Source organism: Streptomyces brasiliensis (genome assembly GCF_014647875.1).
Classification (GTDB): domain Bacteria; phylum Actinomycetota; class Actinomycetes; order Streptomycetales; family Streptomycetaceae; genus Streptomyces; species Streptomyces brasiliensis.
The window spans coordinates 73,340-96,230 of record NZ_BMQA01000028.1; the positions used below are offsets into that span (position 1 = coordinate 73,340).

Consider the following 22,891-nt stretch of genomic DNA (forward strand, 5'->3'; position numbering starts at 1 on the left):
AGGAAGGTCCGGGGCGGGTCTGTCAGCGCACCTGGGTCGGGGGCACCGACGGTTCGCCGGTCGGGCGTGCCGAACTGCTCGGCAGGGTAGGGACGTCGCTCGTGCGGGGGGTCTCCGTCCGAGGGTTCGCGGTCCGGGAGTCCTCCGTCGGCGTCGACGGGGCCGGGGACGGCACGTGCGCGGGAGGTCGGCTCGGCGTCGCTGCCGGGAGCGGTGGTGCCAGCGGGACCGTCGTGGAGGTGGAGGGCGCAGGCGATCCCGGGGTCGTCAGGTGCAGGGGGAGCGCGATGACCAGCGCCGTTGCGCAGGTTGCCGCCGCTCCCGCGGCCGCGCGCAACGCCCGGCGGCGTTTCGCCGTGCGGCGGATCCTGTCGTAGCTGCCGGGGGGCGGGGGCAGGAGCTCGGCCGTGGGCGGGCCGAGGAGCGTCAGGGGGTCGTCGGTCGTGAACTCCGGGTCGTCGTCAAAGCGTGTGGTCAAGGCTTCTCCTCAGGTGGACGCGGAGCAGTTCGCGGGCCGCGTGCAGGTCGGCCTTGACGGTTCCTTCCTTGCGTCCGGTCAGCACGGACACCTCCCGGATCGGCATGTCAGCGTAGTAATGGAGCAGGATCGGGATACGAAGCCGGTCCGGCAGCGACTGGACCAGGAGGCGTACGGACGGGTCCGCCTGTTCGGGGTGCGGGCGGACCGCGGCCTCCGTGGTCGCCCGGCGCATCGCCCTGCGTTCGCGTTCCAGCTTGCGCCAGTGGTCGCGGACGAGGTTGGCCGCGGTGACGTAGAGGAAGCCGCGTGGTTCCTCCACCGCCGTCCAGCGTGCCCACAGCCTCGTGAACGCCTCCGAGGCGATCTCGTGCGCCGTCTCGTCGTCGTCGACGAGACGGCGGCACCAGCCGGCGAGGCGCGGGTAGAGGGCGGCGAACAGTTCGGACGCCGCCCTCTCGCGGGCGCGGGACCGTTTCAACGCTCTCCAGGGTCGTGGGACTTCGGGACATCACCGTCGCGCAGTACGGCGAACACGATCACGTTGTATGGGTAACCGTCGCCTGTACGCGGGCCGCCGCACGTGATCAGGCGCAGCTCGGGACGGTTCACGTCTCCGTACACGTCGTCCGCCGGGAAGTCGGCCTTGGCCACCGTCCGTACGGCGGTGACCGTGAACACCGGCGTCGTGCCGTTCTCCAGGCGCGCCTCGATCCGGTCGCCGCGGCGCAGGTCCGCGAGCCGGCGGAAGACGCCGTCCCCGAACTCGCCGACCGTGACATGGCCGAGGACGACCGACGGGCCCACCTGGCCCGGTGTCGGCGAGTGCTGGTACCAGCCCGCGCGGTCGTGGGCCGTGACCGGCGGCACCTGCACCGTGCCGTCGGGCGCGAGCCCGAGCCGGATCAGCGGGGTGTCGACCCCGATGGCCGGGATGCGCAGGCCGACGGGGACCGAACGGCCGGTCGCATGCGGTGTCCTGGCGGAGGCAGGCGGGGGTGGGGGCGTGTCGTCGGCGCGCACGGCAGCCGTGGCCGGATGGTCGCCGCCACCTCCGCAGCCCGCCAGCAGCAGCGCCGACGCCGCCGTGGCGAACGCGCGCCTGGAGAGCGGCGAGGTCATGCGCCGGTCGCCCGCCGGCGCCGTACGACGAAGACGGTCCCGCCGGCCACGGCCAGCAGCGCGGCGGCTCCCCCTCCGATGAGCCCACCGGTCGGGCCGGAGTCCGTGGACCGAGCGATCACCCCGGTATCAGGGGCGCCGCTCGGGACGACGGAGACCTGGCCACGGCCCGGTGCACGGGTGGGGGCGGCGCTGGGCGCGCGGGTCGGCTCGGCGGTGGGCACGGGGCTCGGGGTCGCGCTCGCCCGGGTCGGGGCGGCGGTGGGGGCCGGGGTCGACCCGTCGGCGAACGCGGGCACGGTGCTCGCCAGGACGGCGGTGCACGCGAGTGCCGCCGCGCTCAGGGCAGTTCGGCGCATCGAATCGCTCTCTTTCGTCGGCCCACGGGGTCTGGGCTGCGGTGGGGATCGAGCGGAGAGACGAGGGCCGGACGAGGCGGGTTGCAAAGAGATGGCAAAGCCGGTTCGGTCGATAGGCTTGAAGAGTTCTTCAATTCACTAGGTGCCATGAGACTTCGGGTGGTCGGCGTGGGTGAGGAGTGATCCGGGTGCAGGTGCCGCTGTACGAGGCGAAGGCGGAGTTCTTCCGGATGCTGGGGCATCCGGTGCGCATCAGGGTGCTGGAGCTGTTGCAGGACGGGCCGAAACCGGTGCGGGAGCTGCTCGCGTCGATCGAGGTCGAGCCGTCGAACCTCTCACAGCAGCTGGCGGTACTGCGCCGCTCAGGCATCGTGACCGCGACCCGCACGGGGTCGACGGTGGTGTACGAGCTGGCCGGCGGGGACGTCGCCGAACTGCTCGCCGCCGCACGCCGCATCCTGGCCGTCCTGCTGTCGGGCCGGCAGGACCTGCTGGACGAACTGCGCGACGCGGAGAGCGCGCGATGAGCGGTGGGCGGGGCGGCTTCCGGCTGCCGTGGCGGAAGGGGAGACCCGCGGCGGCCGTCGAACACGTCCTGCCACCGGTCCGCCGTCACGTCACCTCGGTGGAGGCGGGCCAGTACGCGGTACGGCGGGCCAGGGAGGCGGTGGCCGGGGCCCTGCCCGCGGCGGGGGTCGCAGCGGACTCGGCCTTCGCGGACGCGGTGCTGCTGGTGGTCAGTGAGCTGGTCACCAACGTGCTGCGGCACGCCCCGCGTTCGCCGGTGATCGACGTCGGGGTCACCGTGGCGGCGGGGCAGCTGGTCGTCGGCGTCGCGGACGCGGAGCCCCGGCTGCCGGATCTCAGCGAGGCCGGGATGGGGGCGGGGCTGCGACTGGTGACCGAGCTGGCGACGCAGTACGGCGGTGAAGTGGGCGTCGAGCCCTCCGTAGATCACGACGGCAAGGTCGTCCTCGTACGGTTCGCAGTGCCGTCGTGAGACGTGCGGGTCCGTGCGGCACAAAGGGCCGACCGGCCCTGGAATGGGTCCCAGCGACCCTACTTGGTGCTTTCCCCGGCCGGAGAAGATCAGGCGTTCCGGTGCGCGGACCTGGCACGAAAGGACTGAGTCGAGTGATCGCTGTTGTGGGACACCCCGATCTCACAGCGCCCACGCTGGCCCTGCTGGAGGAGGAGCTGCGGCGGCGGCTGGCCTCGCTCGCACGCGCCGGCCGGGCCGGGCTGGTGCGGGCCGGACAGGGGCTGCCGGTCGTCGTCGGGCGGGCGGCGCGCGCCGCGGGTCTGGCGCTGGTGACCGTGCTGCCCGCGCGAGGCGGCGTGCCCGAGGTGCTGACCGCGCAGGACCGCAGGGCGGCCGGGGAACTGCTGCTGCTCTCGGACCAGGTACGGCTGCTGGAGTACGACCCCACCGACCGGGACGCCTGCGTCGGCGCCGACGAGAGCCTGCTGCGCTCGTGCGCCCGGCTGCTGGCGGTGTGGGACGGTTCCCCCTCCAGCGGCCGCGACGCCACCGCTCACCTGGTCGCCTTCGCCCGCAGCAGCGGCGTGGACGTCGAGATCCTGTGGCCGGCAGGGGCGGGGCGTACAGCACCGGCGGTGTAGCCGCCGGCTGCCGAGCCGGAGCTCGCCGCCGCTACGACGGCGGTTTCCGCTCCCCCTGTACGGCCTGGAGATCGGCCAGCAGCTCGGCCTGTCCGGCCAGCACGCCGGACAGGATCGTCCGCGCCACCCGCAGCAGCTCGGCGACGTGCGGGCTGGTCAGCGAGTAGTAGACGTTCGAGCCTTCCTTGCGGGTCTTGACGAGGTTGGCCCGGCGCAGCACGGCCAGTTGCTGGGAGAGGTGAGCGGGCTCGATGCCCACCTCGGGCAGCATCTCGGCGACGGCGTGCTCGCGCTCGCTCAGCAGCTCCAGGACGCGGATGCGGGCCGGGTGACCGAGGGTTTTGAAGAACTCCGCCTTCAGCTGGTACAGCGGCGTGCTCACCGTGCCGTCCCCTTCCCGGCACAACAGCACGACCCCACCGGCCGGACCTCGGCGCATCGCGTCCACCCACTCGTCAAGAACATGTGCCCATCCTCGCGTGCGGGGGCGGCGGGGCCGAACCCGCACCCGGAGATCCGGCCTGCCCCTGGTCTGCCACGGGTCAGAGGGGGAGCGTGATCCAGATGCTCTTGCCGTTGCCGTCGGCGTCCGCGCGGACGACCGCGGTGCCGCCGAGGCCCAGGACCAGCTCCATCACGGTGCCGAGGCCGCCGGCGCCGGTGCCGGTGACCGCGCCGAACAGGGGCGGCTGGTAGGGGTGGCGGTCGTGGACGGCGAAGGCGAGGCAGTCGCGGCTCGCCGCGTAGATCACGGTGACCTGCGGGGAGAGGGCGGCGGCGTGCCGGACGCTGTTGGTCACCAGCTCGCTCAGGATCAGCAGCGCCGGGTCCACGCTCGGGTGCCGCAGTCCGATCCCCCACTCCAGCAGCGCCATTTCGGCGGTCTCGCGGGCGGTGCGGACGGCGGCGGGTTCGGTGGGCAGGGTGAGCACGTGCCGGTAGGGCAGCGTCTCCAGCCGGGCGGGCATCACGCCGCCGGCCCGGCGAGCCGGAAGCCGGTCACCGTCTCGCGGCGGATGCGCAGCACCGCGTCGTGCGGGCCGTGGATCCAGCGGCAATGGGGGAGGGCCACCTCGTCCCGGTCGCCGATCACCTCGACAGGGCTCATCGGACGGGTTCCTCACGGGGTGTCGCGGTCTGCTGCGCGGGGATGGCGGGCAGGACTCCGGAGTGCTCCAGGAAGTCCCGGGCGCCCCGGATCGCCTCGGGCGTGGTGGCGTACTCGCGGCCGTCGTGGCACAGCAGGTCCAGCGCGCCGACGGAGTCGAGGACCCGGCGCTGGCCGGGCCGTATCCCGGAGGCGAGGACGAGGATGCCGCGCCGCCGCAGTTTCTCCACCGCGTCCTTGAGGACCAGGGCGCCGGTGGCGTCCATGGTCGACACCCGCGACATGCGCAGGACGACGACCCGGACGTCGGCGACGTCGGTCAGCTCGAGCAGGAAGCGGTGCGCGGCGGCGAAGAACAGCGGGCCGTCGATGCGGTACGCCACGATGTGCTCGGCGAGCAGGGCGTGTTCCTCGGCGCTGTGGTCGCCGCGGTCGAGCGGGACCTGGTCGAGGCGGGCCTGCTTGGCGACGGCTCGCAGGGCGAGGGCGCCGGCCACGGCCAGGCCGATGACGACCGCGTAGACGAGGTCGAGGGCGAGGGTGGCGGCGGCGGTCAGCACGAGGATCAGGGCGTCGGAGCGAGTGGCCTTGGCCATCGCCCGCAGCGAGCCGACCTCGACCATGCGGATCGCGGTGGCCAGCAGCACACCGGCCAGTGCGGCCAGCGGGATCTTCGAGACGAGCGGGGCCGCGGCGAACACGATCACCGCGAGGACCGCCGCGTGCACCAGGGCGGCGAGGCGGGAGCCGGCGCCGGTGCGAACGTTGACGGCGGTGCGGGCGATGGCGCCGGTGGCGGGCACGCCGCCGAAGAGCGGGGCGGCGATGTTGGCCAGGCCCTGGCCGAACAACTCCCGGTCCGGATCGTGCCGTCGGCCCACGGTCATGCCGTCGGCGACCGAGGCCGACAGGAGGGACTCCAGCGCGGCGAGGGCGGCGACCGCGACGGCGGGGGCCAGCAAGGAGCCCAGCGCGCCGGGGTCGAGGAAGGCGAGGGACGGCGCGGGCAGCCCGGCGGGCAGGTCGCCGATCGGCTTCGCCGCGTCCAGGTGGGCCACCCGTGCCACGACGGTGGCGGCGATCACCGCGACGATGGAGAACGGCACGGTCGGCCGCCAACGGGCGCCGACCAGCATGACGGCGGCCACCGCGACGGCAAAGCCGACGGCGGTCCAGTTCGGGGACTTGGCGAACTCCTCGACCGCGCGCCAGGTCACCACGAGCACCCGGTCGCCCTCGGGCTTGGGGACGCCCAGCGCGTTCGGGATCTGCTGGAGTCCGATCACACAGGCGATGCCGAGCGTGAAGCCCTCGACGACGGGCGCGGGCACGTACTGCATATAGCGTCCGGCCCGCAGCACGGCCAGGGCGACCAGCAGCACGCCGGCCATCAGGCCGACGGTGAGGACGCCGGTCGGGCCGTACCGGCCGACGATCGGCACGAGCACGACGGTCATGGCGCCGGTCGGGCCGGAGACCTGGAGGTCGGAGCCGCCGAAGACCGCGGCGAGGGCGCCCGCGACGACGGCGGTGGCCAGGCCCGCCTCCGCGCCGAGACCGGAGGAGACGCCGAAGCCGAGGGCCAGCGGCAGGGCGACGATGGCGACCGTCAGTCCGGCGAGCAGGTCCCGCCGGGGGTCACGGCGCACCTGGGCGAGGTCGGTGCGACCGGGCAGCAGTGCGGTGAGCCGGGCGGCGACCCGGCCGGTCTGCGAGGTCATCGCGCGGCGACCTCGGCTTCCCGCAGCTCGGCGAGGAGTTCGTTACGGCCCGACAGCATCTCGGTGAGGATCCGGCGGGCCGCCTTCATGAGGTCGGCCACGTCACCGCCGGACAACTGGTAGACGACCGTCGAGCCCTCGCGGGCGGAGGTGACGATGCCCGAGCGGCGGAGCACCGCCAGCTGCTGGGAGAGGCTGGAGGGCTCGACCTCGATCGCGGCGAGCAGGTCGCGCACCGGCCTCGGCCCGTCCTGCAGCAGTTCGAGGACCCGTATCCGTACGGGGTGTCCGAGCATCCGGAAGAACTCGGCCTTGGCCTGGTACAGCGGAACGGACACGAACCCTCGATTCGAGCATCTGCGGAATCAACCGGCACAGCATCTAACGAATTGCAAACTTTTGCAATTCAGCAGGCACTGGAGGCTGGGGCCGCTCGCGGGGCTACCGCGTGATCTTCACCCGCTTCGGCACGGTCACCTGGTCCACCTCCGACACCCGCACCGTCACCTTCATCGTCCAGGTGTCGGCGAGGGGCAGGGCGAGGGAGTCGGTCCCCCAGTAGCCGCCCTTGTCACGCAGCCGGGCGTCGATCGGGCCGATGCCCCGGGCCGGGAGCGCGAAGGAGACACGGAGTTCCGGGACGGCAGCGAGTCCGCTGTCGGGGCCGAAGACCACGGCCTCCACGGAGTTCGGGCCCACCCGGCCGGGGTCAAGGGTGATCTGCACCTTGCCGCCCGCACCGCCGACGGCGAAGGGGACGGTCGTCACGCTCGCGGCCGGGATGTCGGTCGCCGCTCCCGCCGTCGACGCCTCGGCCGTGGCCCGGCCCGGCGGGGTGCCCGTCAGCACGGTCGTGACGACCAGCACCGTGACGCCGACGGCGACTTCGGCGAGGACGGAACGCCGGAGACCACGGGGGTCCGGTGCGGAGGGTCGTTCCTCCGCGGCCGCTTCGGGTGCGGAGGAACGACCTTCCGCAGGCGGTCCGCCCACCAGCTCCGGCACCCGCTCCGGTACGGCGGCCTCCGCCCCCGCGAGCCGCGCCGTCCAGCGCCGGCACCGGGCCGCGGCGGCCAACAGCAGGGCCACGGCGGCGAGTTTGACGAGCAGGATCCGGCCGTACGACGTGCCGGTGAGCGCACTCCAGGAGCCGAGGCCGCGCCAGGACTGGTAGACGCCGGTGACGGCCAGGACGGTCACGGAGGCGAGAGCGAGGCGGGAGAAGCGGGTGACCGCGATCGCGGGAAGGGGCTCCGTGGCCCGGTACAGCGTCGTGAGCAGGGCGGTCAGGCCGCCGAGCCACACGGCCATCGCCAGCAGGTGCAGCACCGAGGAGGCCATCGCCGCCGGGACCTGGATCCCGGCGGCGGCGTGTTCGGCGGCGGCCCAGGTCAGGGCCAGGGCGACGGCGGTGACGGCGCCCGCGGCGAGGACCGGCCGGGACCCGTTCCGTAGCCGTGGCAGCAGCGCGCCCGCCACGAGCAGCAGGGCGAGGCGGGCCAGCAGGGCCAGACCGGGTCTGCCGGTGGCCGTGCGGGCGAGGGCGTCCGGGTCGAGGGCCGACGCCGGTCCCGTGCCCGCCTCGTACGGGGCGCGCAGCACCAGCAGCACCACGGTCGAGGCGAGCAGCGCCCGCCGGCCCGTCCGCAGCGGTCCGCGCAGGGGGCCCGGGTCCGGCGGGCGGCAGACGGCCAGGAAGACCGCCGTGCCGATGAGCAGCGCGACGGCGAGGTAGGCGACGTAGCGGGCGATGTCGTAGAGGCTGCCCGTGGCGGGGTCCTCGACCGGGCCGGAACCGATGTTCACCATGGTCGGGGAGGGTTTGCCGACGGAGAAGGTGAAGGCGCCGGCGACCGGGTGGCTGTCGGCCGAGACCACCCGCCAGGCCACGGTGAAGGTGCCGGTGCCGAGCCCGCCGGGCAGGCTCACCCGGGCTGTGTCGGAACGGCCGGGCGCGTGTTCCGGCTCGCCGGTGTCGATCCGGTGGTTGGCGGGGTCGTACACGCGGAAGGAGTCGTCGAGCAGGCCGACGGACTCGGTGAAGGTCAGAGTGACGTGCGCCGGGGCCGACTTGAGCACGGCCGCGTCGGCGGGGTCGGTGGCGCGGAGGGCGGCGTGCGCGGAAGCGGGGGACGCCCCGAGGAGGAGCAGGACCAGCACGGAGCCGAGCAGCACCAGCCCGCGAAGTCGCCGGAGTCCGCCGTACGCGCCGTATCTGCTCTGCCCTTCGCCCACGTCACCGCTCCGTCTCCGTGCTCGCGCCGCCTCCGGTACGTACGGACGGATCGGCCGCCGCGCTCACCGGCGATGGTGTCAGGAGTGCTCCGGGAAGGCCGTCTCCCGGGTGAGGAAGGCGAGTTGAGCGTGCTTCTCGGGCAAGTGGATGTCGGGGAGGTCCACTTCGGGCAGGACCACGACCGGTCCGGGTACGAAGCCCTGCTTGAGGAAGCGGGCGACAGCCTTGTCGTTGCGCACGTCGGGGTCGACGACGACCCGCCGTCGGTCCAGGCCGAGCAGGACGTACGACGTGCACACCGACAGCAGCGCCGTCGACCAGCCGGACAGCGGGCCGTCCGATCCTGCGGGGGCCAGCAGCAGGTGGAAGCCGATGTCACCGGGGCGCACCTCGTAGCACTCGCTCACCCGGTCGGCGTCGGGCTCGTACGTCTGGAGCACGGCGACGGGTGCGCCGTCCTTGACGACGAGGAAGGCGTGATGGGTGTCGAGGGTGTCCATGTGGGTGTAGATCTCGGCCACTTGGTCCCTGGTGAGGCCGTTCATGCCCCAGAAGGAGGCGCGTTCCTCGGTGACCCAGGCGTGCACCACGTCGGCGTCCGCCTGCGGGTCGAGGGGCAGGATGCGGACGGCTCCGAAGCCGCCGACCAACTGCTCGTGGACCGCCTCGCGGTCGGGGGTGTACGGCTCGGGCATCCTGGTCTCCTTCGTCAGCAGGTTCCAGTCGGTGACGACCGGCACGAGATCTCCCTCGGCCCACAAGGGGAGTTGGTCGCGGTGGTGGGGTGCGCCGGGGACGCCGTCGGCGCCGAAGGGCACCACCCAGCGGCTGTCCTCGCGGCGGGCCAGGTCCCAGACGTATCGGGCGGCCGGGCCACGGGCGGCGAAGTCGGTGAGCCCGGGCACGGAAGAGGTGCACAGCACACAGTCGTGGTCGCCGGACAGACCGGGTTCGGCGAACGGCGCCCCGGCGAGCGCCCGCCAGGGGGCGAGGCGGTGGGTGTCGGCCCAGGTGCGGTCCGGCCGGTCGGCGGCGACCTCCTCGACGGCCGCGCGGACGGCGGCGGGCCGGTCGATGCCGTACAACTCCTCGGCGCGCAGCAGATGTTCCAGGGCGAAGCCGACGCGCGGGACGAGCGCCAGCCAGGGGAGCAGCACCTCCGGGTAGGCGGGCGGCCGGGTGAGGGGCGCGAAAGCGGGGTCGGCGGCGAGCCTGCGGACGACCGCCGTGCGCACCGCCGCGAAGGCCGCCGCCTCCGTGCTGTCCGCGTCCATGTGGCGGTTCCAGGCCAGGAGGCGGTCCCGGAGGCGGGCGGCCGACGGGGTGAGGTCGTCGAGGGCGGCCAGGTGCCCGAGCAGGGGGGCGGCGGAGGCGAGGTGGGTGTCGGCGTGCAGGGCGGGCATGTCGGCGGCACACCAGGTGCGGCGCGCATCGAGGAGGGCGCGGATGCGGTCGGCACGATGGGGCGGGGCGAACTCGACGCCGAGGGGGGCCGCGGGACCGCGCTGGTTCGCCATCACGGCGACGCCGTCGGTCAGGCCGGCTCGGGGCGTCTCGTGCCATCCGCGCCACTCGTGTCCGGGTTCCCAGGCGGGCACCAGCCGAGTCCGGTTGGCCTCGGACCGCACAGGCACCCGGCCCGCGACCCGGTGCAGCACACCGCCGTCGGTGTCGGCGGCCTGTACGACGTTCACCGGCTCGGCCCAGGCGTCCAGGGCCCGGTCGACGTCGGTGACCGTACGCGCCCGCAGGAGGGGGAGAAGAGCACCGAAGCCGAGGTCCTCGGTGACCCGGGGTGGGTGGCGCAGGGCGACAGCCAGGGGGATGTCGTCGGTCGGGGTGGACCCCTCCAGGCCCTCCGGGCCCCCGGCGATCACCGGGCCGCGCTGCGTCTCGATCACCTCGATCTCGACCGGCGACTCCCCCGCGACCCGCACCGTCTCCGTGTGCCGGGCGGCGCGTGTCCAGGTGCCGTCGGGCCCCAGGGCCTCCACGCCGGCGCCCGTGCGGCGCAGCCGCTCGCGGTACAGGTCCTGGTAATCGGCCATGGCGTTGGTGATGGCCCACGCGACCGTCCCGGCGTGGCCGAAGTGGGCGAGGCCGGGAACGCCCGGGACCGCGAGGCCGACCACGTCGAACTCGGGGCAGGCGAGCCGGATCTGCTGGTAGACGCCGGGGTCCTCGATGAACCGGTGCGGGTCGCCCGCCACGATCGCCCGCCCGGTGACAGTCCGCTCTCCGGCGACCAGCCAGCCGTTGCTGCCGGAGGTGCCCGGACCGTCGGTGGCGAACAGCCCCACCGCCTTCGGGCCCAGGTGCCGTATCGCCTCCTCCCGCCACAGCTTGGCCGGGAACCCGGCGAACAGGATGTGGGTGCCGAGCCAGACGCCGAGCGGGTTCCACGGCTCCCAACGGCCGGGCTCCAGACCGGACTTCGCGAACTCGGGCGCTCGGCCTGCGCCCCGGGCCAGCCCCTCGTTGACGCCGTCGACGTACGCCCGTACCCAGTCGGCCGTCTCCGGGTCCCGTCTCTCCAGGGCCTCGAAGCAGCGTCTGGCGGTGTCGTCGAGGCGGGCGCGGCGCGCGAACACGTCCCAGGACAGGGCGTCCGGACCGAGGAAGGACGCCGAGGTGCCCCGCGACCGGTGCCGCTCGACCTCGAGCTGCCAGGCCCGGTCGAGCGCGGTGACGCGGCCCTGGGCACGGGCGAGTTCACGGGCGCTGCCGGCCCGCAGATGCGGAATGCCGTAGGCATCGCGGTAGGTCTCCACAGCACGACCCTCTCACTTTTAGGTTAGCCTTACCTAAGTAATCGGTAGGGGAATCGTACGCGAGAGGTGGACCCCGCATGAGCCAGGGACGTGGACCGGGAGGCCACGGTCCCGGGCACGGGCTGCACGCACCCGTCCCCCGCGCCCACCCACGTCCTGGCGATCGGCGACCCGGCATCGCTTCCGGCGGTCAACTCCCTGCCGACCGCGCTCGGTCCGGCCCCGGCGACCGTCCGGTTCGAGGGCACCCTGGACGGCCTCCCCCGCCCCACGGACCCGGCCAGTCACGAGATCCGCGAGGTCCCGCGCCGCGACGCGGGCGCCCATCTGGTCGAACGTGTCCGCGCCGGACTTCCCGCACCCCTCGCGTCCAGCGAGCACCCGTACATCTGGATCGCCTGCGACACGGGCACCACCCGCGCCCTGTCGTCGTACGTCCGCAAGGAACTCGCGGTACCGGGGCAGCGGGTGCAGGCGCTGGGGTACTGGCGCGCGACCTGAACCGGCGCGCGGGATCATCGAGCCATGGACGTGACCGTGCACCTCGCCCAGGACCCCGAGGCCGACGCCCTCCTCGGACGCAGCGCCCTCGCCGCGCTGACCGGCATGCTGCTGGACCAGCAGATCCCGATGGAGTGGGCGTTCAAGGGCCCGGCGACCATCGCCGCGCGGCTCGGCGCCGACGACCTGGACGCGCACGAGATCGCCGCCCAGGACCCGGAGGCGTTCGCCGCGGTACTCTCCGAGAAGCCGGCCGTGCACCGCTATCCGGGCTCGATGGCCAAGCGGATCCACGTACTGTGCCAATACCTCGTCGAGCACTACGACGGTGACGCCGAGGCGATCTGGCAGGGCGTCGACAGCGGGGCCGAACTGCTGAAACGCCTCGAGGCCCTGCCCGGCTTCGGCAGACAGAAGGCGCAGATCTTCCTGGCCCTGCTCGGCAAACAGCTCGGCGTACGGCCCAAGGGCTGGCGGGAGGCGGCGGGCGTGTACGGCGAGGCGAAGTCCTTCCGGTCCGTCGCCGACATCACCGGACCGGAGTCCCTGGCCAAGGTGCGGGCGCACAAGCAGGAGATGAAGGCGGCGGCCAAGGCGGCGAAGAAGGGCTAGTCATCCGGGTGGCCCGCGTCCACTGGCGGGCGGTGGCCCCGTGATCAAAACATGGGGCATGACCGAGCCACTCAGCAGCGGCTCCCCCGAGGGCCGGGAGTTCGACGACCGCAAGGTCCACGCCACCCGGGACGCGGCCGGCCACCACGAGCCGGAGCCGCCCTTCGAAGGCCCTCTGCACGCCCTCTCCCGCGCGGCCTGGCAGGTCGTCCTGCTCACCGGCGTCGCGTCTCTGATCCTGGGCGTCCTCGTGCTCATCTGGCCGAGTGCGTCCCTGCTCGCCGCCGGTGTCCTCTTCGGCGTCTACCTGCTGGTCAGCGGCGCCTTCCAGCTGGTCTCCGCATTCGGCACGCACAGGGCGACCTCACTGCGCGTGCTGGCGTTCATCAGCGGCGCGCTGTCGATCGTGCTGGGTCTGTTCTGCTTCCGCGGCCCCATGCAGTCGATCCTGCTGCTCGCCCTGTGGATCGGGATCGGCTGGCTGATCCGCGGGATCACCCAGACCCTGGCCGCCCTCTCCGACAGCTCCATGCCCGCGCGCGGCTGGCAGGTCTTCCTCGGGATCGTCACGTTCGTCGCCGGAATCGTGCTGATCGACTCGCCCTTCGCGTCGGTCGCCGTACTGACCCTGGTCGCGGGCATCTGGCTGATCGTGGTCGGCATCGCCGAGATCATCACCGCGTTCCGGATCCGCGGCCGCGCCCAGCTGGTGCCGCACGCGGTGTGAGCGCCGTCCGTAGCCCGTGCGAGCGGTTCTCCGGACCGCCGTGCTGCACCCACCGCATCCGCCGGGGAGACGACCTCCGATGAGCACCGCACCGAGCCTCCCGCACGGCCAGGCCTGGCTGCGATCGCTCGTGCTGCTGCTCGCCCTGCTGGTCCCGAGCACGCACGCCGACGTGCACGCGGTGCAGGTCGCGGCCGTGGACGTCGCCGAGCACGTCGTCCTGGACACGGCGCTGCGGCCGCCGTCCCGGACCGCCCACCACCCCGACGTACCCGAGCACCCCGCGCCCGCGCCCGTCCCGGCGCCCCCCGCGCCCGAGGCCCGCCCGTTCCCGGCGCCGCCGCAGCCGCAGCAGGCGCTGCACACCCTGCGCTCCGTGGTCCTGCGCTGCTGACAGACCCCCGCACGAGGTCCGTCGGTCCATCGCACGAACACGTCCGCCGCAAGGACGCAAGGAGCACAGAAGCCATGCCCACAGATCCGTACGCCGTTCTGCGCGCCCTGCTGCGCGCGGAAGCCCTGCGCAGCACGCCCAAGTCCCAGGTGAACAAGCCGAAACCGCCGCAGCATCCCGCGCGGCGCGAACACGCCTGACCGAGGAGCCGGGCCGTCCTCAACGAGCCGATCGCGACAAGGTCACGCGTACGACACCCGAACTCCGATTCGACCCGCGGGAACGTCCGCTCCCGCGGGTCGACCACGACCGTGGCGCTCACGCACGCACGCCGGCACTCACGTGAACTCACTCAACCGGAGGCAGATCCGAACTCTTGTTTCCGCGACTGCTGTTCCTCACAGGTGCTTTCGTAACCTTTACGGCGTTTGCAACGTCCTTTCCAGCGTCGCACTGCGCCGCCACGGCTGCGCCCGGAACGTGTTGACCGGTAGGCTTTCCGTGTGATCTTCAAGCGCATCGGAAACGGCCGGCCGTACCCCGACCACGGCCGGGAAAGCACCCGGCAGTGGGCGGACGTCGCGCCGCGCCCGGTCCGCCTCGATCAGCTCGTGACGACCAAGGGGCAGCTCGACCTGGAAACACTGCTGGCCGAGGACTCGACGTTCTACGGCGACCTCTTCGCGCACGTCGTGAAGTGGCAGGGCGACCTGTACCTGGAGGACGGCCTCCACCGCGCCGTCCGCGCGGCGCTGCAGCAGCGACAGGTGCTCCACGCGCGCGTGCTCGAGCTGGACTGAGGCTCCTCGGGACACGCCCCGGTAGGGGCTTGACCCTTTCGGGTTCTCCTGGGCGCTGTCGAATGATCATCTAGTAGGCACGGCCGCTCCGGCGCACTACGCTGCGGCCATGAGCATGCTGACTCCCCAGGGCATGGGCGGCGAGTACCGGATCACCGGGTCCAAATACCCGCGCATGCGCCCTCGCCGGCGGCGCGGCAGGCTCGCGTTCGGAGTGGTCGCCTCCGTCGCCGCGCTCGGCCTGATCGGCTGGGGCACCCTGCAGCTCATCGACGTGTTCACGGGCGGCGGCAAGAAGGCGTCGGCGGCGGGAACCGGCGCGTGCCCACCGAAGGCAAGCCCGTCGGCCCGGCCCACGGTGGCCCTGCCCGCCCCGGCGAAGATCACGGTCAACGTCTACAACGCGACACAGCGCACCGGCCTGGCGAAGACCACGGCCGACGAGCTGAAGAAGCGCGGCTTCATGATCGGCGAAGTGGGCAACGCACCGGCGCAGTTCGACAAGAAGATCAAGGGCACGGGGATCCTGCTGGGCCCGGCCTCCTCGTTGAACACCTCGTTGCCGGTCCTGGCCACCCAGCTGACCACAGCCGAACGCCGCACGGACGCGGCCCGCAAGGCCCCGACCCTGGACCTCATCCTCGGCGACGCCTTCAAGACCCTGACGACGAAGCCGGAAGCGGACAGGGCCCTGACGAAACTGACGGCACCGGAGCCCACGGGAGCACCGACGAAGAAGTGCTGAGGCCGGCTCACGCCGGGGCTTGCCGAGGGGCCGCACAGGCAGGGGTACGGCCCAGCGCCGAACGCCCCGCACACCCACTCGCCGAACCCGGCTACCGTCCGCTGCCCTGGCGACCGACCTCGCCACGGTGGACTGCGGGCCGAGGGTTCCGCGCCGACCGGCTCCGGTGCGGACGGCCGTACTCCGACCGGCCCTCCGTCGGCCGACACTTCCGGCGCCCGCCAGGGGCGGGACAGCCCGCGCTCGACGACCACGCGACCGGCCCGCCCGCGCAGAGCCGGACCGCAGAGGACCTACGCCGACCGACCTCGGCGCGATGGGCCGCACGCCGAAGGACCCGAGCCGTTCCTTCCGGCCCGGGTCCCCTCCCGGCCCGTCGCTACTCCGCCGCGCCGTACAACCGGTCGCCCGCATCGCCCAGGCCCGGGACGATGTAGCCCAGCTCGTTCAAGTGGTCGTCCACCGCCGCCGTGACCACGGTGACAGGGGTGCCCGCCAGTTCGCGTTCCATCAGGGCGACGCCCTCGGGGGCCGCCAGCAGGACCACCGCCGTCACGTCGTCCGCGCCGCGCTTGATCAGTTCCTGTATCGCCGCGACCAGCGTGCCGCCCGTGGCGAGCATCGGGTCCAGAACGTACACCTGACGGCCCGAGAGGTCCTCCGGCATGCGCGTGGCGTAGGTCGACGCCTGCAGGGTCTCCTCGTTGCGGATCATGCCCAGGAAGCCCACCTCGGCGGTCGGCAGCAGCCGGACCATGCCATCCAGCATGCCGAGCCCGGCGCGCAGGATCGGCACGACCAGCGGACGCGGGTGGGACAGCTTGACGCCGGTCGTCGTGGCGACCGGCGTGGCGATGTCGACCTGCTCGGTCCGCACGTCCCGGGTGGCCTCGTAGGCGAGCAGGGTGACCAGTTCGTCGGCGAGCCGGCGGAAAGTCGCGGAGTCGGTGCGCCGGTCGCGCAGCGTGGTGAGCTTGTGGGCGACCAGAGGGTGGTCGACGACGTGGAGACGCATGTCCATAACAGTAACCGCGCTGCCCAGCACCTCGCGGCACCTCACGCTGGCATCAAACCGCCCGTCCGGGGGAAGGTGGGAGGACGGACCGGGGTGGTGAGCCGATGCCTGACCTGCCTGACAGCGATCCCGACGCCGCGAAAGAGGCCGCCGGGCGCGTCGCCCCGGAGTCGGACGCCGAACGACGGCGCCGCCGGGCCCGGTTCCTGCGCGAGCTCGCCGAGGCGCGCGAGCTGCGTGACCGCGTCCAGCCGCGCCGCGCCAAGGTCGCCCGGTTGCGGCACGCGATGCGCATGCGCACGTTCCGCTGGTAGGGAAGATCCCCGATCGCCGGGACGTTCACCCGAAGGCCGTGCGTGACCGGCGCGTAAAGCCGCGTACGATCCGCAGGTGGCGGCAACGAGTGCGCTGGTGACTGCTTCACGGACGTACGGGTGTCTCTTTGCACACGTGCGATCAAAACTGCCGGACACAGGGAGCCGAAGACGTCCCCTGAACGCCTTGTTTCTGCCACGATTCCGAGTGGGTGGGGCTCGGAGCAAAGCTCTCCCCGCCCAGAACCTCCGCCGGGGGGACCCCCAACCGGCACGCCTATGACCAGTGGGAGAGTCACGGTGTACTTCGCCGCACTGCTCGCGCGCACCGAAGACGGGTGGGAAGCGAGCGACACAGAGCTCGACGATGTGGAGACCCTGTCGGATCTGGCCGACCTGGCCCGGGAAGCCTCTCCCGACGAGGACACGGTGCTCGTCCTGATCGAGCAGGAGGACGCCTGGTTCGGCGTCGTCCGCATCGATGGTGAGGACGACCCCCGCATCTACGTCTCGGACGCCGCCGCCGCTGCCCGCAGCGCATACGGCGAGCTGCTGCTCACGGACGAACTGCTCGGCCGCGAGCCCGGCTCGGACGGCCCCGACCTGGACGCCCTGGACCTCGACGGCACGGAAGACGGCGAGTCCGACGAGTCCGACGACGAGTCCGACGACGGCCCCGACGCCGATGCGGTGACGCACGGCCCGGTGGGCGACAGCGAGATCCTCGACGACCTCGGCGTCGGCGAGAAGGAACTGCGCGCCCTGGACGCGGAGGACGCGCTGGGTTCGATCGCCGAGGCCCTGGGCGCCTCGGAGGTGCTGGAGACCGTCCGCTGACCGCCGCCGAGACGGCCGGCACCCCGGACCCGGTGCGCGACCGCTGGCGGCCCGCGATGCGGCTCGCCCTGGCCGAGGCCGAGCGGGCCGTCGTCGGCGGGGACGTCCCCGTCGGCGCCGTCGTGCTGTCTCCGGACGGTACGACGGTCCTCGCCAGGGGCCACAACGAGCGCGAGGCCACCGGCGACCCCACGGCGCACGCCGAGGTGCTCGCGCTCCGGCGCGCCGCCGCGGCGCTCGGCGAGTGGCGGTTGGCCGGCTGCACGCTCGTGGTCACGCTTGAGCCCTGCACCATGTGCGCGGGAGCGCTCGTGCAGGCTCGGGTGGACCGGGTGGTCTACGGCGCGCGCGACGAGAAGGCGGGCGCGGCCGGCTCCCTGTGGGACCTCGTACGGGACCGGCGGCTCAACCACCGGCCCGAGGTCGTCGAGGGCGTACTCGCCGGGGAGAGCGCCCGGCTGCTCACCGACTTCTTCCGGGACCGCTGAGCGGGAAACGGATTTCTGACCATGGCCCACCGTGCTGTAAGGTCTCCCTCGGTAGCGTGTCCGAGCGGCCGAAGGAGCTCGCCTCGAAAGCGAGTGTGGCGCAAGTCACCGAGGGTTCAAATCCCTCCGCTACCGCAGGTAGACGAAGGGTCCGGCTCACCACGCCGGACCCTTCGCGCATCTCCGTCTCAGTTTCCGTCTCAGTTGGCCCGTACGAGTGCCCCGGCGGCCCCGTCGTCATCGTCGCCCGATCCGTCTCCGGATGACTTCCAGATGAGCCCGTCGACGCGTTCAGCGACCTCGTTCCGGACGGTGTCCACCATGTGCTGGTACCGCGCGGCCATGGCCGTGGTGGACCACCCCATGAGCCCCATCACGGCACGCTCGGAGACTCCGAGGATCAGCAGCACCGTGGCGGCCGTGTGGCGAGCGTCGTGCAACCGCCCGTCCCTCACCTTGGCGGCTTCGAGCAACTCCTTCCAGTCGTCGTAGTCCGTCCGGGGGGAGGTGCCCCGACCGGTCGGGGTCGCGAACAGCCATCCTTCGTCGGTCCAGTCGTCGCCAACCGCTGCGCGTTCGGCATCCTGCTTGGCCCGGTGGGCCCGGAGCAGGTCCACGAGCTGTGCGGGCAGACCCACGGCGCGCCGTCCCGCCTTCGACTTGGTGTCGGCCGTCTCGGGGTTCGTCCGCTGGCGCTGCGGGCAGTAGCCGGGCTTCCGCCCGCACGTGTCCCCGCATCCGTGGGCGTAGCGCGGGCGGCGGCGACTCCGACGCACCATCAGGATGCCCCGGGTCAAGTCGACATCGGTCCACTTGAGTCCCAGTGCCTCCCCTTGCCGCAGTCCGAGCGCGAGCGCCACGGCCCATCGTGCGGAGTTCCGACGGTCGTCGGCGGTCCGCAACAATCGCTGGACCTCTTCGACAGTGAAGGGCTCCACCTCCTCTTCCCGGATGCGGGGGGCCTTGGCGAGTTGGACGGGGTTCCTCCCCAGGTGACCACGCCGTACCGCCTCGTTCAGCGCGGTGCGGAAGGTCCGGTGAATCTGGTGGATCGTGCCCGCCTTGCGGCCGTCGGCCTGCATGTTCCCGTAGAAGCGCTCGATGTGTTCCGGCCGGAGCTTGTCGAGTCGGTGGGCACCGAGGGCGGGGATCAGGTGCTTTCGGACGGCTACGCCGTAGCCGACCATGGTGTTCTCGTTCACTGCGAGGGGCGCGATGCTGTCGACCCAATGGGTCAGCCACGTCTTGACCGTCCAGGGCTTCCCCGGCTTGGCCAGGGTCTTGGCTTCCCGTTGTTTCTCCAGGTCACGAACGGCGGCGGTCACTTCGGCGCGGGTCTTGCGTTCGACGTGGCGGCGGTCTGGTTTGCCGTCGTCACGGATGCCGACGGTGACGCGGCCGTGCCACTTCCCGTCCTTGCCCTGGTAGATGGACGACCGGCCATTCGGCTGTCGGGTGCGCTTCTTCTCGTTGTCGGCTTCGGCCATACGTGTACTCCTCAGGCAGCAGCGCGGGCGGGACTGTGGGGCTTGCGGCGGCGGGTGACGAACTCGGGTACGGCGTCGGCAGGGATGCGACGGAGGTGGCCGACGGTGATGGACTCCAGCTCTCCGGAACTGATGAGCCGGTAGCAGACGGTTCGGCCGATCTGGAGTCGGCGGGCGGCTTCTTCGACGGTCAGAAGCACAAGGGTGGGGTCGATGGCATCGGCGAGGTTGGCCGTGTCCATACGGATGACGCTCCTTCGTCTCACGGGTGGGGATTCGGAGCGGGCCCCCAGGGGCCCCTTTCTGAGGGCCGCTACTTCCGCTACCGCCGCTACCGCGCAGGTCAGGGGCCTGTTGGAGGTAGCGGGAGGGGGTAGCGGTAGCGGATGGGTAGCGGCGCGGTAGCGGCAACTCAGACCGGTTGCCGCTACCGCGTTGTTGCTGGTCAGGCCACGTTTTCGGTGCCCGGTAGCGGAGGTAGCGGACTTTCCGGGGGTGGGGGGCAGTAGCGGGCCCACGCGTCCCACAGATCGGCGGCGTAGTAGCCCTTGAGGACACTCCCGGCGGTCTTGATGTTGCGGGAGGCGATGGGCTCGTTGTCGGCCGTCATGTACTCCGCGAGCATCCGGCCCAGGCGCCGGTTGTCGAGCGGCTTGCCGTGCATGTCCGCCCAGGGAGCGTCGTCGAGGGCGTTGAGCCGGTCGAGGATGGCGACCGTGGGCAGGCGGTCGATGCCGGTCATGACGTGGTCGCGTAGATCAGTCAGGAGGCGAACCCCGAGACTGCCTTTGTCGTTGGCCTTGGACGCGGTCACGAGCGTTACGCACGCAGCGCGGGCCCGCTCGGGCCAGTCGCCGCCGACTGCGTCGGCGATGGCGAGCAGGGGTTCCCACACGTCGGCCGGTCGGTCGGTGACGCCGTCGGGCATGTCCGGCCATGCGCCCATGACGAAGCCTCGGGCGTGCTCCGCCCACTGTGCGAGGCGGTCACGGAGCTTGTGCCCCTCGGCCTCGTGGACGCGGGCCCGGAAGGATTCCACGGACTCGTTCCGTGCCCGCCGGCGCATGCGGATGACGACTGAGCGGGTCATGATCGTGTCGGGGAGAGAGCCGAGTCCGGCGACCGCGACGGCGCAGTACGAGGGGAACGCCTGAACGGTCTGGTTGCCGCCGTCGCCGATGCACCGGTAGGTGACCCCGGTACGACGGTGACCGGCATTGAGGAACCCGCGCAGCTCCTCGTTGTCCCCCGCCTTCGGGCCGAAGATGGTGTCGATCTCGTCGAACAGGATCGTCGGCCGCCCGTTCGCCCCGGACACGGACCGGAACAGCGCGGCGGCGGACGCGTTCACGGCCGTCATCGGCTGCGGCACCAGCGTCTCCACGATCTCCAGCGCCCGCGACTTCCCCGACCCCGGCTCCGGGGACAAGAACGCCAGACGCGGCGTGGAGTCGAAGCACTCCAGCAGGTGCGCGTGCGCGTCCCACAGGGCCACGGCCACGTAGGCGGCTTCGTGGGGGAAGACGTTGAAGCGGCGGTGGAAGGCTTCCACCTCGTCCAGCAGCGCGGCCCCGTCGATGGTGGGGGTCATGCGGCGTTCCTCCGTTCGGGGAGCGGTGCGGGTGTGCCGGTGCAGGCGGACTTGTGGGCGTCGTACTCCGCGACAAGCGCGGCCACAGCGCGTTGGCCGGTGGCCGTACCGGTCTGTCCGCAGGTGCAGGCGTAGGCGGCACGTGGGGTGTCGCCGTAGCGCTTGGACCAGCGGGCCCCGTCCCAGTGGTCGCGGTAGACGGGTGGGGCGTAGACGCGGATACCGGGGTGGTCCGGTGTGGGGTCTGGACTGGGGGCGGGGTCCGCGTCGGGGGCCGGAGAACGGTCAGGGAGAAAAGCAGTGACGACGCCCTTGCGGGCGGCGCCTTTCGGCCCGCCCACGATGGGTCGGGGTGCGGTCCATCGGGCGGCATCCGGGCCGTCGGGGGTGGCGCTGACGCTCTTCAGGGAGGGGCGGGGAGGGGTGCTCATGCCGTCTCCCGCCTGGTCTGGTTGTGGGTGATGGACCAGTTCAGAGCGCTGCGGAGGGTGGAGCGGCACTCGGAGACGGTGAGTCCGGCCGCCTCCCCCGCCTCCTGAAGAGCCTGCTCGACCACGTGCCGGGGGAGGTCGCCCCACGCGACGAACCGTCCCAGGGCGCGCGCCGCGACGAACAACTTCCGCTCGCGCTCCCCGTGTTGGGCCGTGGCGACGTTCCGCGTCTCGTTGACGAGCGCTACATCCGCATATCGACGGGATTGTCCCGCCATGGCCACTGAGGGCGCCTCAGAGGCTTTGGGAGCGGGTTGCAGGATGGTTTGGAGCCAGGAGGGCAGTACGGCCGTCTCGGGGCCGCACAGAGCCTCGTACGTTCCGGCAGGGGTGGTGCTGCCCGCCGCGACGACGTAGCCGCCCCACGCGCGAGTGTCGACTAACTCTCCGATGGTTCCTGCCGTGTTGGACAGGCGGACGCCGTCCGGGGCGGTGAAGTACAGGTGCTCTCCACCGCTCGCGGTCCGCACCCGGTAGGTGGTGGGGACGGTGTGCCCGGCGCGCTCGCAGAGCGCTGCGAAGGTCGCCGCGCCGCCAGGCGCGTCCGAACTGCCCTTGTCCTTGGGCACGTCCAGGTCGACGACCAGCAGCCCAGACGGGCCGGTCGCGATGCCGACATTGAACGGCGCCCGCGACCAGGCGGCACGGATGCGCTCCGGGTCGGTGGTCGCGCGCTGCTCCCACTTCAGGTGCCTACGGACGCACTCGCCGGTGCGGGTGCAAGCGCGTTCGCCGTGCAGTGCCGGGGGCTTGCCGCCAGGACGGAGAGGGAAGACGTGCCAGCCGCGTTCGGCTGCGTCCAGTGCCGCGCGGAGCAGCGCGGTACGGGGGTCATGGGTCATGCTGAGAGACCTCCAACAGGTCTGTTGTGGATTGGTTGGGCAAGGGCGACCCCGGATCTTTGGCGAGACGGTGGGGTCGCCCTTGGCGTCAGTGCTGGTTGTTGGTCTTGGCCCACACACCGGTCGTGCGGCTGTGGACGGTGCGCTGGTCCTGGTAGACGGGGCCCTCGTAGTGGTGGTGGTGCTCCTCGGGCAGCACGTTCTTGGCGCGCTTGGCAAGCCGTGCGAGGGCGAGCACGAGGGCGGTGGGCGCGCCGAACACGAGGCCGCACACGACCGGGTCGGCGAACTGGGACACGTACATGAGCACGGCCGCCGTGCCACCGACCATGGCGGTGGTGGCGCCGCCCGCGAGCATGAGCACGCTCGCGTCGGTGGCGCCCTGGCTCATCGGCGGCCGTCCGGGCTGAGCCACGGCCGGGGTGGGGCCGTGCGCGGGCACCGGGGTGTCGTCGCGGTAGGCGGTGGGCCGGTAGGCGTCGGCGATGATCCGCCGGGCCTCTGCGGCGGCCTCATCGTCGGTCATCCGGGCGTCCGGGCGGAGGGTGTCGGGGGTGGTCTCGGGGTACATGCGGAATCCCTTCCGAACATGGCTCAGGGAGGCGGAGACACCCCCTGCCGGGAGTGCT

30 protein-coding genes, 1 tRNA gene and 1 pseudogene are annotated in these 22,891 nt (G+C 72.4%); 14 read left to right on the forward strand and 18 right to left on the reverse strand.

Going from position 1 to position 22,891, the window contains the following annotated elements:
- Nucleotides 1-22: 22 nt before the first annotated feature.
- From IEZ19_RS31465 to IEZ19_RS31480, 4 genes are read right to left on the reverse strand one after another with little or no spacing between them, the layout of a single operon-like run.
- A complete protein-coding gene (locus IEZ19_RS31465; RefSeq protein WP_189314702.1) occupies nucleotides 23-478 on the reverse strand; it encodes a hypothetical protein in 456 nt (151 codons plus the stop codon).
- Nucleotides 462-959 (reverse strand): RNA polymerase sigma factor, encoded by a 498-nt coding sequence (locus IEZ19_RS31470; RefSeq protein ID WP_189314703.1) that lies wholly within the window; start codon nucleotides 957-959, stop codon nucleotides 462-464. Before IEZ19_RS31470 ends, IEZ19_RS31465 begins: the two co-directional genes overlap by 17 nt.
- Nucleotides 956-1,600 carry a class F sortase gene (locus IEZ19_RS31475; RefSeq protein WP_189314704.1) on the reverse strand — a complete coding sequence of 215 codons (645 nt, stop codon included), beginning with the start codon at nucleotides 1,598-1,600 and terminating at the stop codon, nucleotides 956-958. Before IEZ19_RS31475 ends, IEZ19_RS31470 begins: the two co-directional genes overlap by 4 nt.
- A complete protein-coding gene (locus IEZ19_RS31480) occupies nucleotides 1,597-1,959 on the reverse strand; it encodes a Tat pathway signal sequence domain protein (RefSeq protein ID WP_189314705.1) in 363 nt (120 codons plus the stop codon). Before IEZ19_RS31480 ends, IEZ19_RS31475 begins: the two co-directional genes overlap by 4 nt.
- A 188-nt stretch (nucleotides 1,960-2,147) precedes the next feature.
- On the opposite strand from IEZ19_RS31480, the gene IEZ19_RS31485 reads away from it, so the two are divergent.
- The 3 genes from IEZ19_RS31485 to IEZ19_RS31495 all read left to right on the forward strand — a co-directional run bounded on the left by IEZ19_RS31485 (nucleotide 2,148) and on the right by IEZ19_RS31495 (nucleotide 3,582).
- Nucleotides 2,148-2,486 carry an ArsR/SmtB family transcription factor gene (locus tag IEZ19_RS31485; RefSeq protein WP_189314706.1) on the forward strand — a complete coding sequence of 113 codons (339 nt, stop codon included), beginning with the start codon at nucleotides 2,148-2,150 and terminating at the stop codon, nucleotides 2,484-2,486.
- Nucleotides 2,483-2,959 carry an ATP-binding protein gene (locus tag IEZ19_RS31490; protein WP_189314707.1) on the forward strand — a complete coding sequence of 159 codons (477 nt, stop codon included), beginning with the start codon at nucleotides 2,483-2,485 and terminating at the stop codon, nucleotides 2,957-2,959. The genes IEZ19_RS31485 and IEZ19_RS31490 overlap by 4 nt, the downstream gene beginning before the upstream one ends.
- Nucleotides 2,960-3,093: 134 nt before the next feature.
- Nucleotides 3,094-3,582, forward strand: a complete 489-nt coding sequence (locus IEZ19_RS31495; protein ID WP_189314708.1) for a hypothetical protein — start codon at nucleotides 3,094-3,096, stop codon at nucleotides 3,580-3,582.
- Between the two features lie 31 nt (nucleotides 3,583-3,613).
- On the opposite strand, the gene IEZ19_RS31500 is transcribed toward IEZ19_RS31495, so the two are convergent.
- From IEZ19_RS31500 to IEZ19_RS31530, 7 genes are all read right to left on the reverse strand, one after another.
- The gene (locus IEZ19_RS31500) at nucleotides 3,614-3,964 is read right to left on the reverse strand and encodes an ArsR/SmtB family transcription factor (RefSeq protein ID WP_189314709.1); all 351 of its coding nucleotides are present in this window, start codon (nucleotides 3,962-3,964) and stop codon (nucleotides 3,614-3,616) included.
- A 160-nt stretch (nucleotides 3,965-4,124) separates the two neighbouring features.
- On the reverse strand, nucleotides 4,125-4,550 hold the full coding sequence (locus IEZ19_RS31505) for an ATP-binding protein (protein WP_189314710.1): 426 nt from the start codon (nucleotides 4,548-4,550) through the stop codon (nucleotides 4,125-4,127).
- Complete coding sequence (locus tag IEZ19_RS31510; protein ID WP_189314711.1) at nucleotides 4,550-4,690, reverse strand: hypothetical protein; 141 nt, start codon at nucleotides 4,688-4,690, stop codon at nucleotides 4,550-4,552. The genes IEZ19_RS31505 and IEZ19_RS31510 overlap by 1 nt, the downstream gene beginning before the upstream one ends.
- Nucleotides 4,687-6,411 (reverse strand): SulP family inorganic anion transporter, encoded by a 1,725-nt coding sequence (locus IEZ19_RS31515; RefSeq protein ID WP_189314712.1) that lies wholly within the window; start codon nucleotides 6,409-6,411, stop codon nucleotides 4,687-4,689. The genes IEZ19_RS31510 and IEZ19_RS31515 overlap by 4 nt, the downstream gene beginning before the upstream one ends.
- Nucleotides 6,408-6,749: an ArsR/SmtB family transcription factor gene (locus IEZ19_RS31520; RefSeq protein ID WP_189314713.1), complete on the reverse strand. Its 342-nt coding sequence runs from the start codon at nucleotides 6,747-6,749 to the stop codon at nucleotides 6,408-6,410. Before IEZ19_RS31520 ends, IEZ19_RS31515 begins: the two co-directional genes overlap by 4 nt.
- Before the next feature lie 103 nt (nucleotides 6,750-6,852).
- On the reverse strand, nucleotides 6,853-8,586 hold the full coding sequence (locus IEZ19_RS31525) for a copper resistance CopC/CopD family protein (RefSeq protein ID WP_189314750.1): 1,734 nt from the start codon (nucleotides 8,584-8,586) through the stop codon (nucleotides 6,853-6,855).
- 138 nt (nucleotides 8,587-8,724) lie between these two features.
- A complete protein-coding gene (locus IEZ19_RS31530; protein ID WP_189314714.1) occupies nucleotides 8,725-11,418 on the reverse strand; it encodes a GNAT family N-acetyltransferase in 2,694 nt (897 codons plus the stop codon).
- A 99-nt stretch (nucleotides 11,419-11,517) separates the two neighbouring features.
- Here IEZ19_RS31530 and IEZ19_RS31535 point away from each other — a divergent pair.
- The 7 genes and pseudogenes from IEZ19_RS31535 to IEZ19_RS31560 all read left to right on the forward strand — a co-directional run.
- Nucleotides 11,518-11,919: pseudogene (locus tag IEZ19_RS31535) on the forward strand (SIP domain-containing protein); the annotation flags it as partial.
- 24 nt (nucleotides 11,920-11,943) lie between these two features.
- Nucleotides 11,944-12,531 (forward strand): HhH-GPD-type base excision DNA repair protein, encoded by a 588-nt coding sequence (locus IEZ19_RS31540; protein ID WP_189314716.1) that lies wholly within the window; start codon nucleotides 11,944-11,946, stop codon nucleotides 12,529-12,531.
- A 58-nt stretch (nucleotides 12,532-12,589) separates the two neighbouring features.
- Nucleotides 12,590-13,258 (forward strand): HdeD family acid-resistance protein, encoded by a 669-nt coding sequence (locus IEZ19_RS31545; protein ID WP_189314717.1) that lies wholly within the window; start codon nucleotides 12,590-12,592, stop codon nucleotides 13,256-13,258.
- A gap of 79 nt (nucleotides 13,259-13,337) precedes the next feature.
- Nucleotides 13,338-13,652 (forward strand): hypothetical protein, encoded by a 315-nt coding sequence (locus IEZ19_RS31550; RefSeq protein WP_189314718.1) that lies wholly within the window; start codon nucleotides 13,338-13,340, stop codon nucleotides 13,650-13,652.
- Between the two features lie 74 nt (nucleotides 13,653-13,726).
- On the forward strand, nucleotides 13,727-13,852 hold the full coding sequence (locus IEZ19_RS52715) for a hypothetical protein (protein ID WP_268248689.1): 126 nt from the start codon (nucleotides 13,727-13,729) through the stop codon (nucleotides 13,850-13,852).
- 303 nt (nucleotides 13,853-14,155) lie between these two features.
- Nucleotides 14,156-14,452, forward strand: a complete 297-nt coding sequence (locus IEZ19_RS31555) for a type II toxin-antitoxin system VapB family antitoxin (RefSeq protein ID WP_003999914.1) — start codon at nucleotides 14,156-14,158, stop codon at nucleotides 14,450-14,452.
- 109 nt (nucleotides 14,453-14,561) lie between these two features.
- Nucleotides 14,562-15,197 carry a LytR C-terminal domain-containing protein gene (locus IEZ19_RS31560; protein WP_229841087.1) on the forward strand — a complete coding sequence of 212 codons (636 nt, stop codon included), beginning with the start codon at nucleotides 14,562-14,564 and terminating at the stop codon, nucleotides 15,195-15,197.
- A 379-nt stretch (nucleotides 15,198-15,576) separates the two neighbouring features.
- On the opposite strand, the gene upp is transcribed toward IEZ19_RS31560, so the two are convergent.
- Nucleotides 15,577-16,212: a uracil phosphoribosyltransferase gene (upp, locus tag IEZ19_RS31565; protein ID WP_189314719.1), complete on the reverse strand. Its 636-nt coding sequence runs from the start codon at nucleotides 16,210-16,212 to the stop codon at nucleotides 15,577-15,579.
- A 104-nt stretch (nucleotides 16,213-16,316) separates the two neighbouring features.
- Between upp and IEZ19_RS31570 the strand changes: the two genes are divergently transcribed.
- From IEZ19_RS31570 to IEZ19_RS31585, 4 genes are all read left to right on the forward strand, one after another.
- Nucleotides 16,317-16,526, forward strand: coding sequence for a hypothetical protein (locus tag IEZ19_RS31570; RefSeq protein ID WP_189314720.1), 210 nt, complete (start codon nucleotides 16,317-16,319; stop codon nucleotides 16,524-16,526).
- 300 nt (nucleotides 16,527-16,826) lie between these two features.
- Nucleotides 16,827-17,363, forward strand: a complete 537-nt coding sequence (locus IEZ19_RS31575) for a tRNA adenosine deaminase-associated protein (RefSeq protein WP_189314752.1) — start codon at nucleotides 16,827-16,829, stop codon at nucleotides 17,361-17,363.
- A gap of 56 nt (nucleotides 17,364-17,419) precedes the next feature.
- Nucleotides 17,420-17,851 carry a tRNA adenosine(34) deaminase TadA gene (gene tadA, locus IEZ19_RS31580; RefSeq protein WP_229841092.1) on the forward strand — a complete coding sequence of 144 codons (432 nt, stop codon included), beginning with the start codon at nucleotides 17,420-17,422 and terminating at the stop codon, nucleotides 17,849-17,851.
- Nucleotides 17,852-17,901: 50 nt separating this feature from the next.
- Nucleotides 17,902-17,986: transfer RNA gene (locus tag IEZ19_RS31585), tRNA-Ser, on the forward strand.
- A gap of 65 nt (nucleotides 17,987-18,051) precedes the next feature.
- Here the strand turns inward: IEZ19_RS31585 and IEZ19_RS31590 are convergent.
- The 6 genes from IEZ19_RS31590 to IEZ19_RS31615 all read right to left on the reverse strand — a co-directional run bounded on the left by IEZ19_RS31590 (nucleotide 18,052) and on the right by IEZ19_RS31615 (nucleotide 22,833).
- Nucleotides 18,052-19,338, reverse strand: coding sequence for a tyrosine-type recombinase/integrase (locus tag IEZ19_RS31590; protein WP_189314722.1), 1,287 nt, complete (start codon nucleotides 19,336-19,338; stop codon nucleotides 18,052-18,054).
- An 11-nt stretch (nucleotides 19,339-19,349) separates the two neighbouring features.
- The gene (locus tag IEZ19_RS31595) at nucleotides 19,350-19,580 is read right to left on the reverse strand and encodes a helix-turn-helix domain-containing protein (RefSeq protein WP_189314723.1); all 231 of its coding nucleotides are present in this window, start codon (nucleotides 19,578-19,580) and stop codon (nucleotides 19,350-19,352) included.
- 203 nt (nucleotides 19,581-19,783) lie between these two features.
- Nucleotides 19,784-20,929 carry a DUF3631 domain-containing protein gene (locus IEZ19_RS31600; RefSeq protein WP_189314724.1) on the reverse strand — a complete coding sequence of 382 codons (1,146 nt, stop codon included), beginning with the start codon at nucleotides 20,927-20,929 and terminating at the stop codon, nucleotides 19,784-19,786.
- A complete protein-coding gene (locus tag IEZ19_RS31605; RefSeq protein ID WP_229841088.1) occupies nucleotides 20,926-21,360 on the reverse strand; it encodes a hypothetical protein in 435 nt (144 codons plus the stop codon). The genes IEZ19_RS31600 and IEZ19_RS31605 overlap by 4 nt, the downstream gene beginning before the upstream one ends.
- A complete protein-coding gene (locus IEZ19_RS31610) occupies nucleotides 21,357-22,262 on the reverse strand; it encodes a bifunctional DNA primase/polymerase (protein WP_189314725.1) in 906 nt (301 codons plus the stop codon). The genes IEZ19_RS31605 and IEZ19_RS31610 overlap by 4 nt, the downstream gene beginning before the upstream one ends.
- Before the next feature lie 88 nt (nucleotides 22,263-22,350).
- Nucleotides 22,351-22,833, reverse strand: a complete 483-nt coding sequence (locus IEZ19_RS31615; RefSeq protein ID WP_189314726.1) for a hypothetical protein — start codon at nucleotides 22,831-22,833, stop codon at nucleotides 22,351-22,353.
- Nucleotides 22,834-22,891 lie beyond the last annotated feature (58 nt).

What these genes read in the sequence shown, in the direction of transcription:
- IEZ19_RS31475 (WP_189314704.1), bottom strand. Translation starts at nt 1,600, where the DNA reads ATGACCTCGCCGCTCTCCAGGCGCGCGTTCGCCACGGCGGCGTCGGCG.
- IEZ19_RS31480 (WP_189314705.1), bottom strand. Translation starts at nt 1,959, where the DNA reads ATGCGCCGAACTGCCCTGAGCGCGGCGGCACTCGCGTGCACCGCCGTC.
- IEZ19_RS31490 (WP_189314707.1), top strand. Translation starts at nt 2,483, where the DNA reads ATGAGCGGTGGGCGGGGCGGCTTCCGGCTGCCGTGGCGGAAGGGGAGA.
- IEZ19_RS31505 (WP_189314710.1), bottom strand. Translation starts at nt 4,550, where the DNA reads ATGCCCGCCCGGCTGGAGACGCTGCCCTACCGGCACGTGCTCACCCTG.
- IEZ19_RS31510 (WP_189314711.1), bottom strand. Translation starts at nt 4,690, where the DNA reads ATGAGCCCTGTCGAGGTGATCGGCGACCGGGACGAGGTGGCCCTCCCC.
- IEZ19_RS31515 (WP_189314712.1), bottom strand. Translation starts at nt 6,411, where the DNA reads ATGACCTCGCAGACCGGCCGGGTCGCCGCCCGGCTCACCGCACTGCTG.
- IEZ19_RS31540 (WP_189314716.1), top strand. Translation starts at nt 11,944, where the DNA reads ATGGACGTGACCGTGCACCTCGCCCAGGACCCCGAGGCCGACGCCCTC.
- IEZ19_RS31545 (WP_189314717.1), top strand. Translation starts at nt 12,590, where the DNA reads ATGACCGAGCCACTCAGCAGCGGCTCCCCCGAGGGCCGGGAGTTCGAC.
- IEZ19_RS31550 (WP_189314718.1), top strand. Translation starts at nt 13,338, where the DNA reads ATGAGCACCGCACCGAGCCTCCCGCACGGCCAGGCCTGGCTGCGATCG.
- IEZ19_RS52715 (WP_268248689.1), top strand. Translation starts at nt 13,727, where the DNA reads ATGCCCACAGATCCGTACGCCGTTCTGCGCGCCCTGCTGCGCGCGGAA.
- IEZ19_RS31560 (WP_229841087.1), top strand. Translation starts at nt 14,562, where the DNA reads ATGAGCATGCTGACTCCCCAGGGCATGGGCGGCGAGTACCGGATCACC.
- upp (WP_189314719.1), bottom strand. Translation starts at nt 16,212, where the DNA reads ATGCGTCTCCACGTCGTCGACCACCCTCTGGTCGCCCACAAGCTCACC.
- IEZ19_RS31570 (WP_189314720.1), top strand. Translation starts at nt 16,317, where the DNA reads ATGCCTGACCTGCCTGACAGCGATCCCGACGCCGCGAAAGAGGCCGCC.
- tadA (WP_229841092.1), top strand. Translation starts at nt 17,420, where the DNA reads ATGCGGCTCGCCCTGGCCGAGGCCGAGCGGGCCGTCGTCGGCGGGGAC.
- IEZ19_RS31590 (WP_189314722.1), bottom strand. Translation starts at nt 19,338, where the DNA reads ATGGCCGAAGCCGACAACGAGAAGAAGCGCACCCGACAGCCGAATGGC.
- IEZ19_RS31595 (WP_189314723.1), bottom strand. Translation starts at nt 19,580, where the DNA reads ATGGACACGGCCAACCTCGCCGATGCCATCGACCCCACCCTTGTGCTT.
- IEZ19_RS31600 (WP_189314724.1), bottom strand. Translation starts at nt 20,929, where the DNA reads ATGACCCCCACCATCGACGGGGCCGCGCTGCTGGACGAGGTGGAAGCC.
- IEZ19_RS31605 (WP_229841088.1), bottom strand. Translation starts at nt 21,360, where the DNA reads ATGAGCACCCCTCCCCGCCCCTCCCTGAAGAGCGTCAGCGCCACCCCC.
- IEZ19_RS31610 (WP_189314725.1), bottom strand. Translation starts at nt 22,262, where the DNA reads ATGACCCATGACCCCCGTACCGCGCTGCTCCGCGCGGCACTGGACGCA.
- IEZ19_RS31615 (WP_189314726.1), bottom strand. Translation starts at nt 22,833, where the DNA reads ATGTACCCCGAGACCACCCCCGACACCCTCCGCCCGGACGCCCGGATG.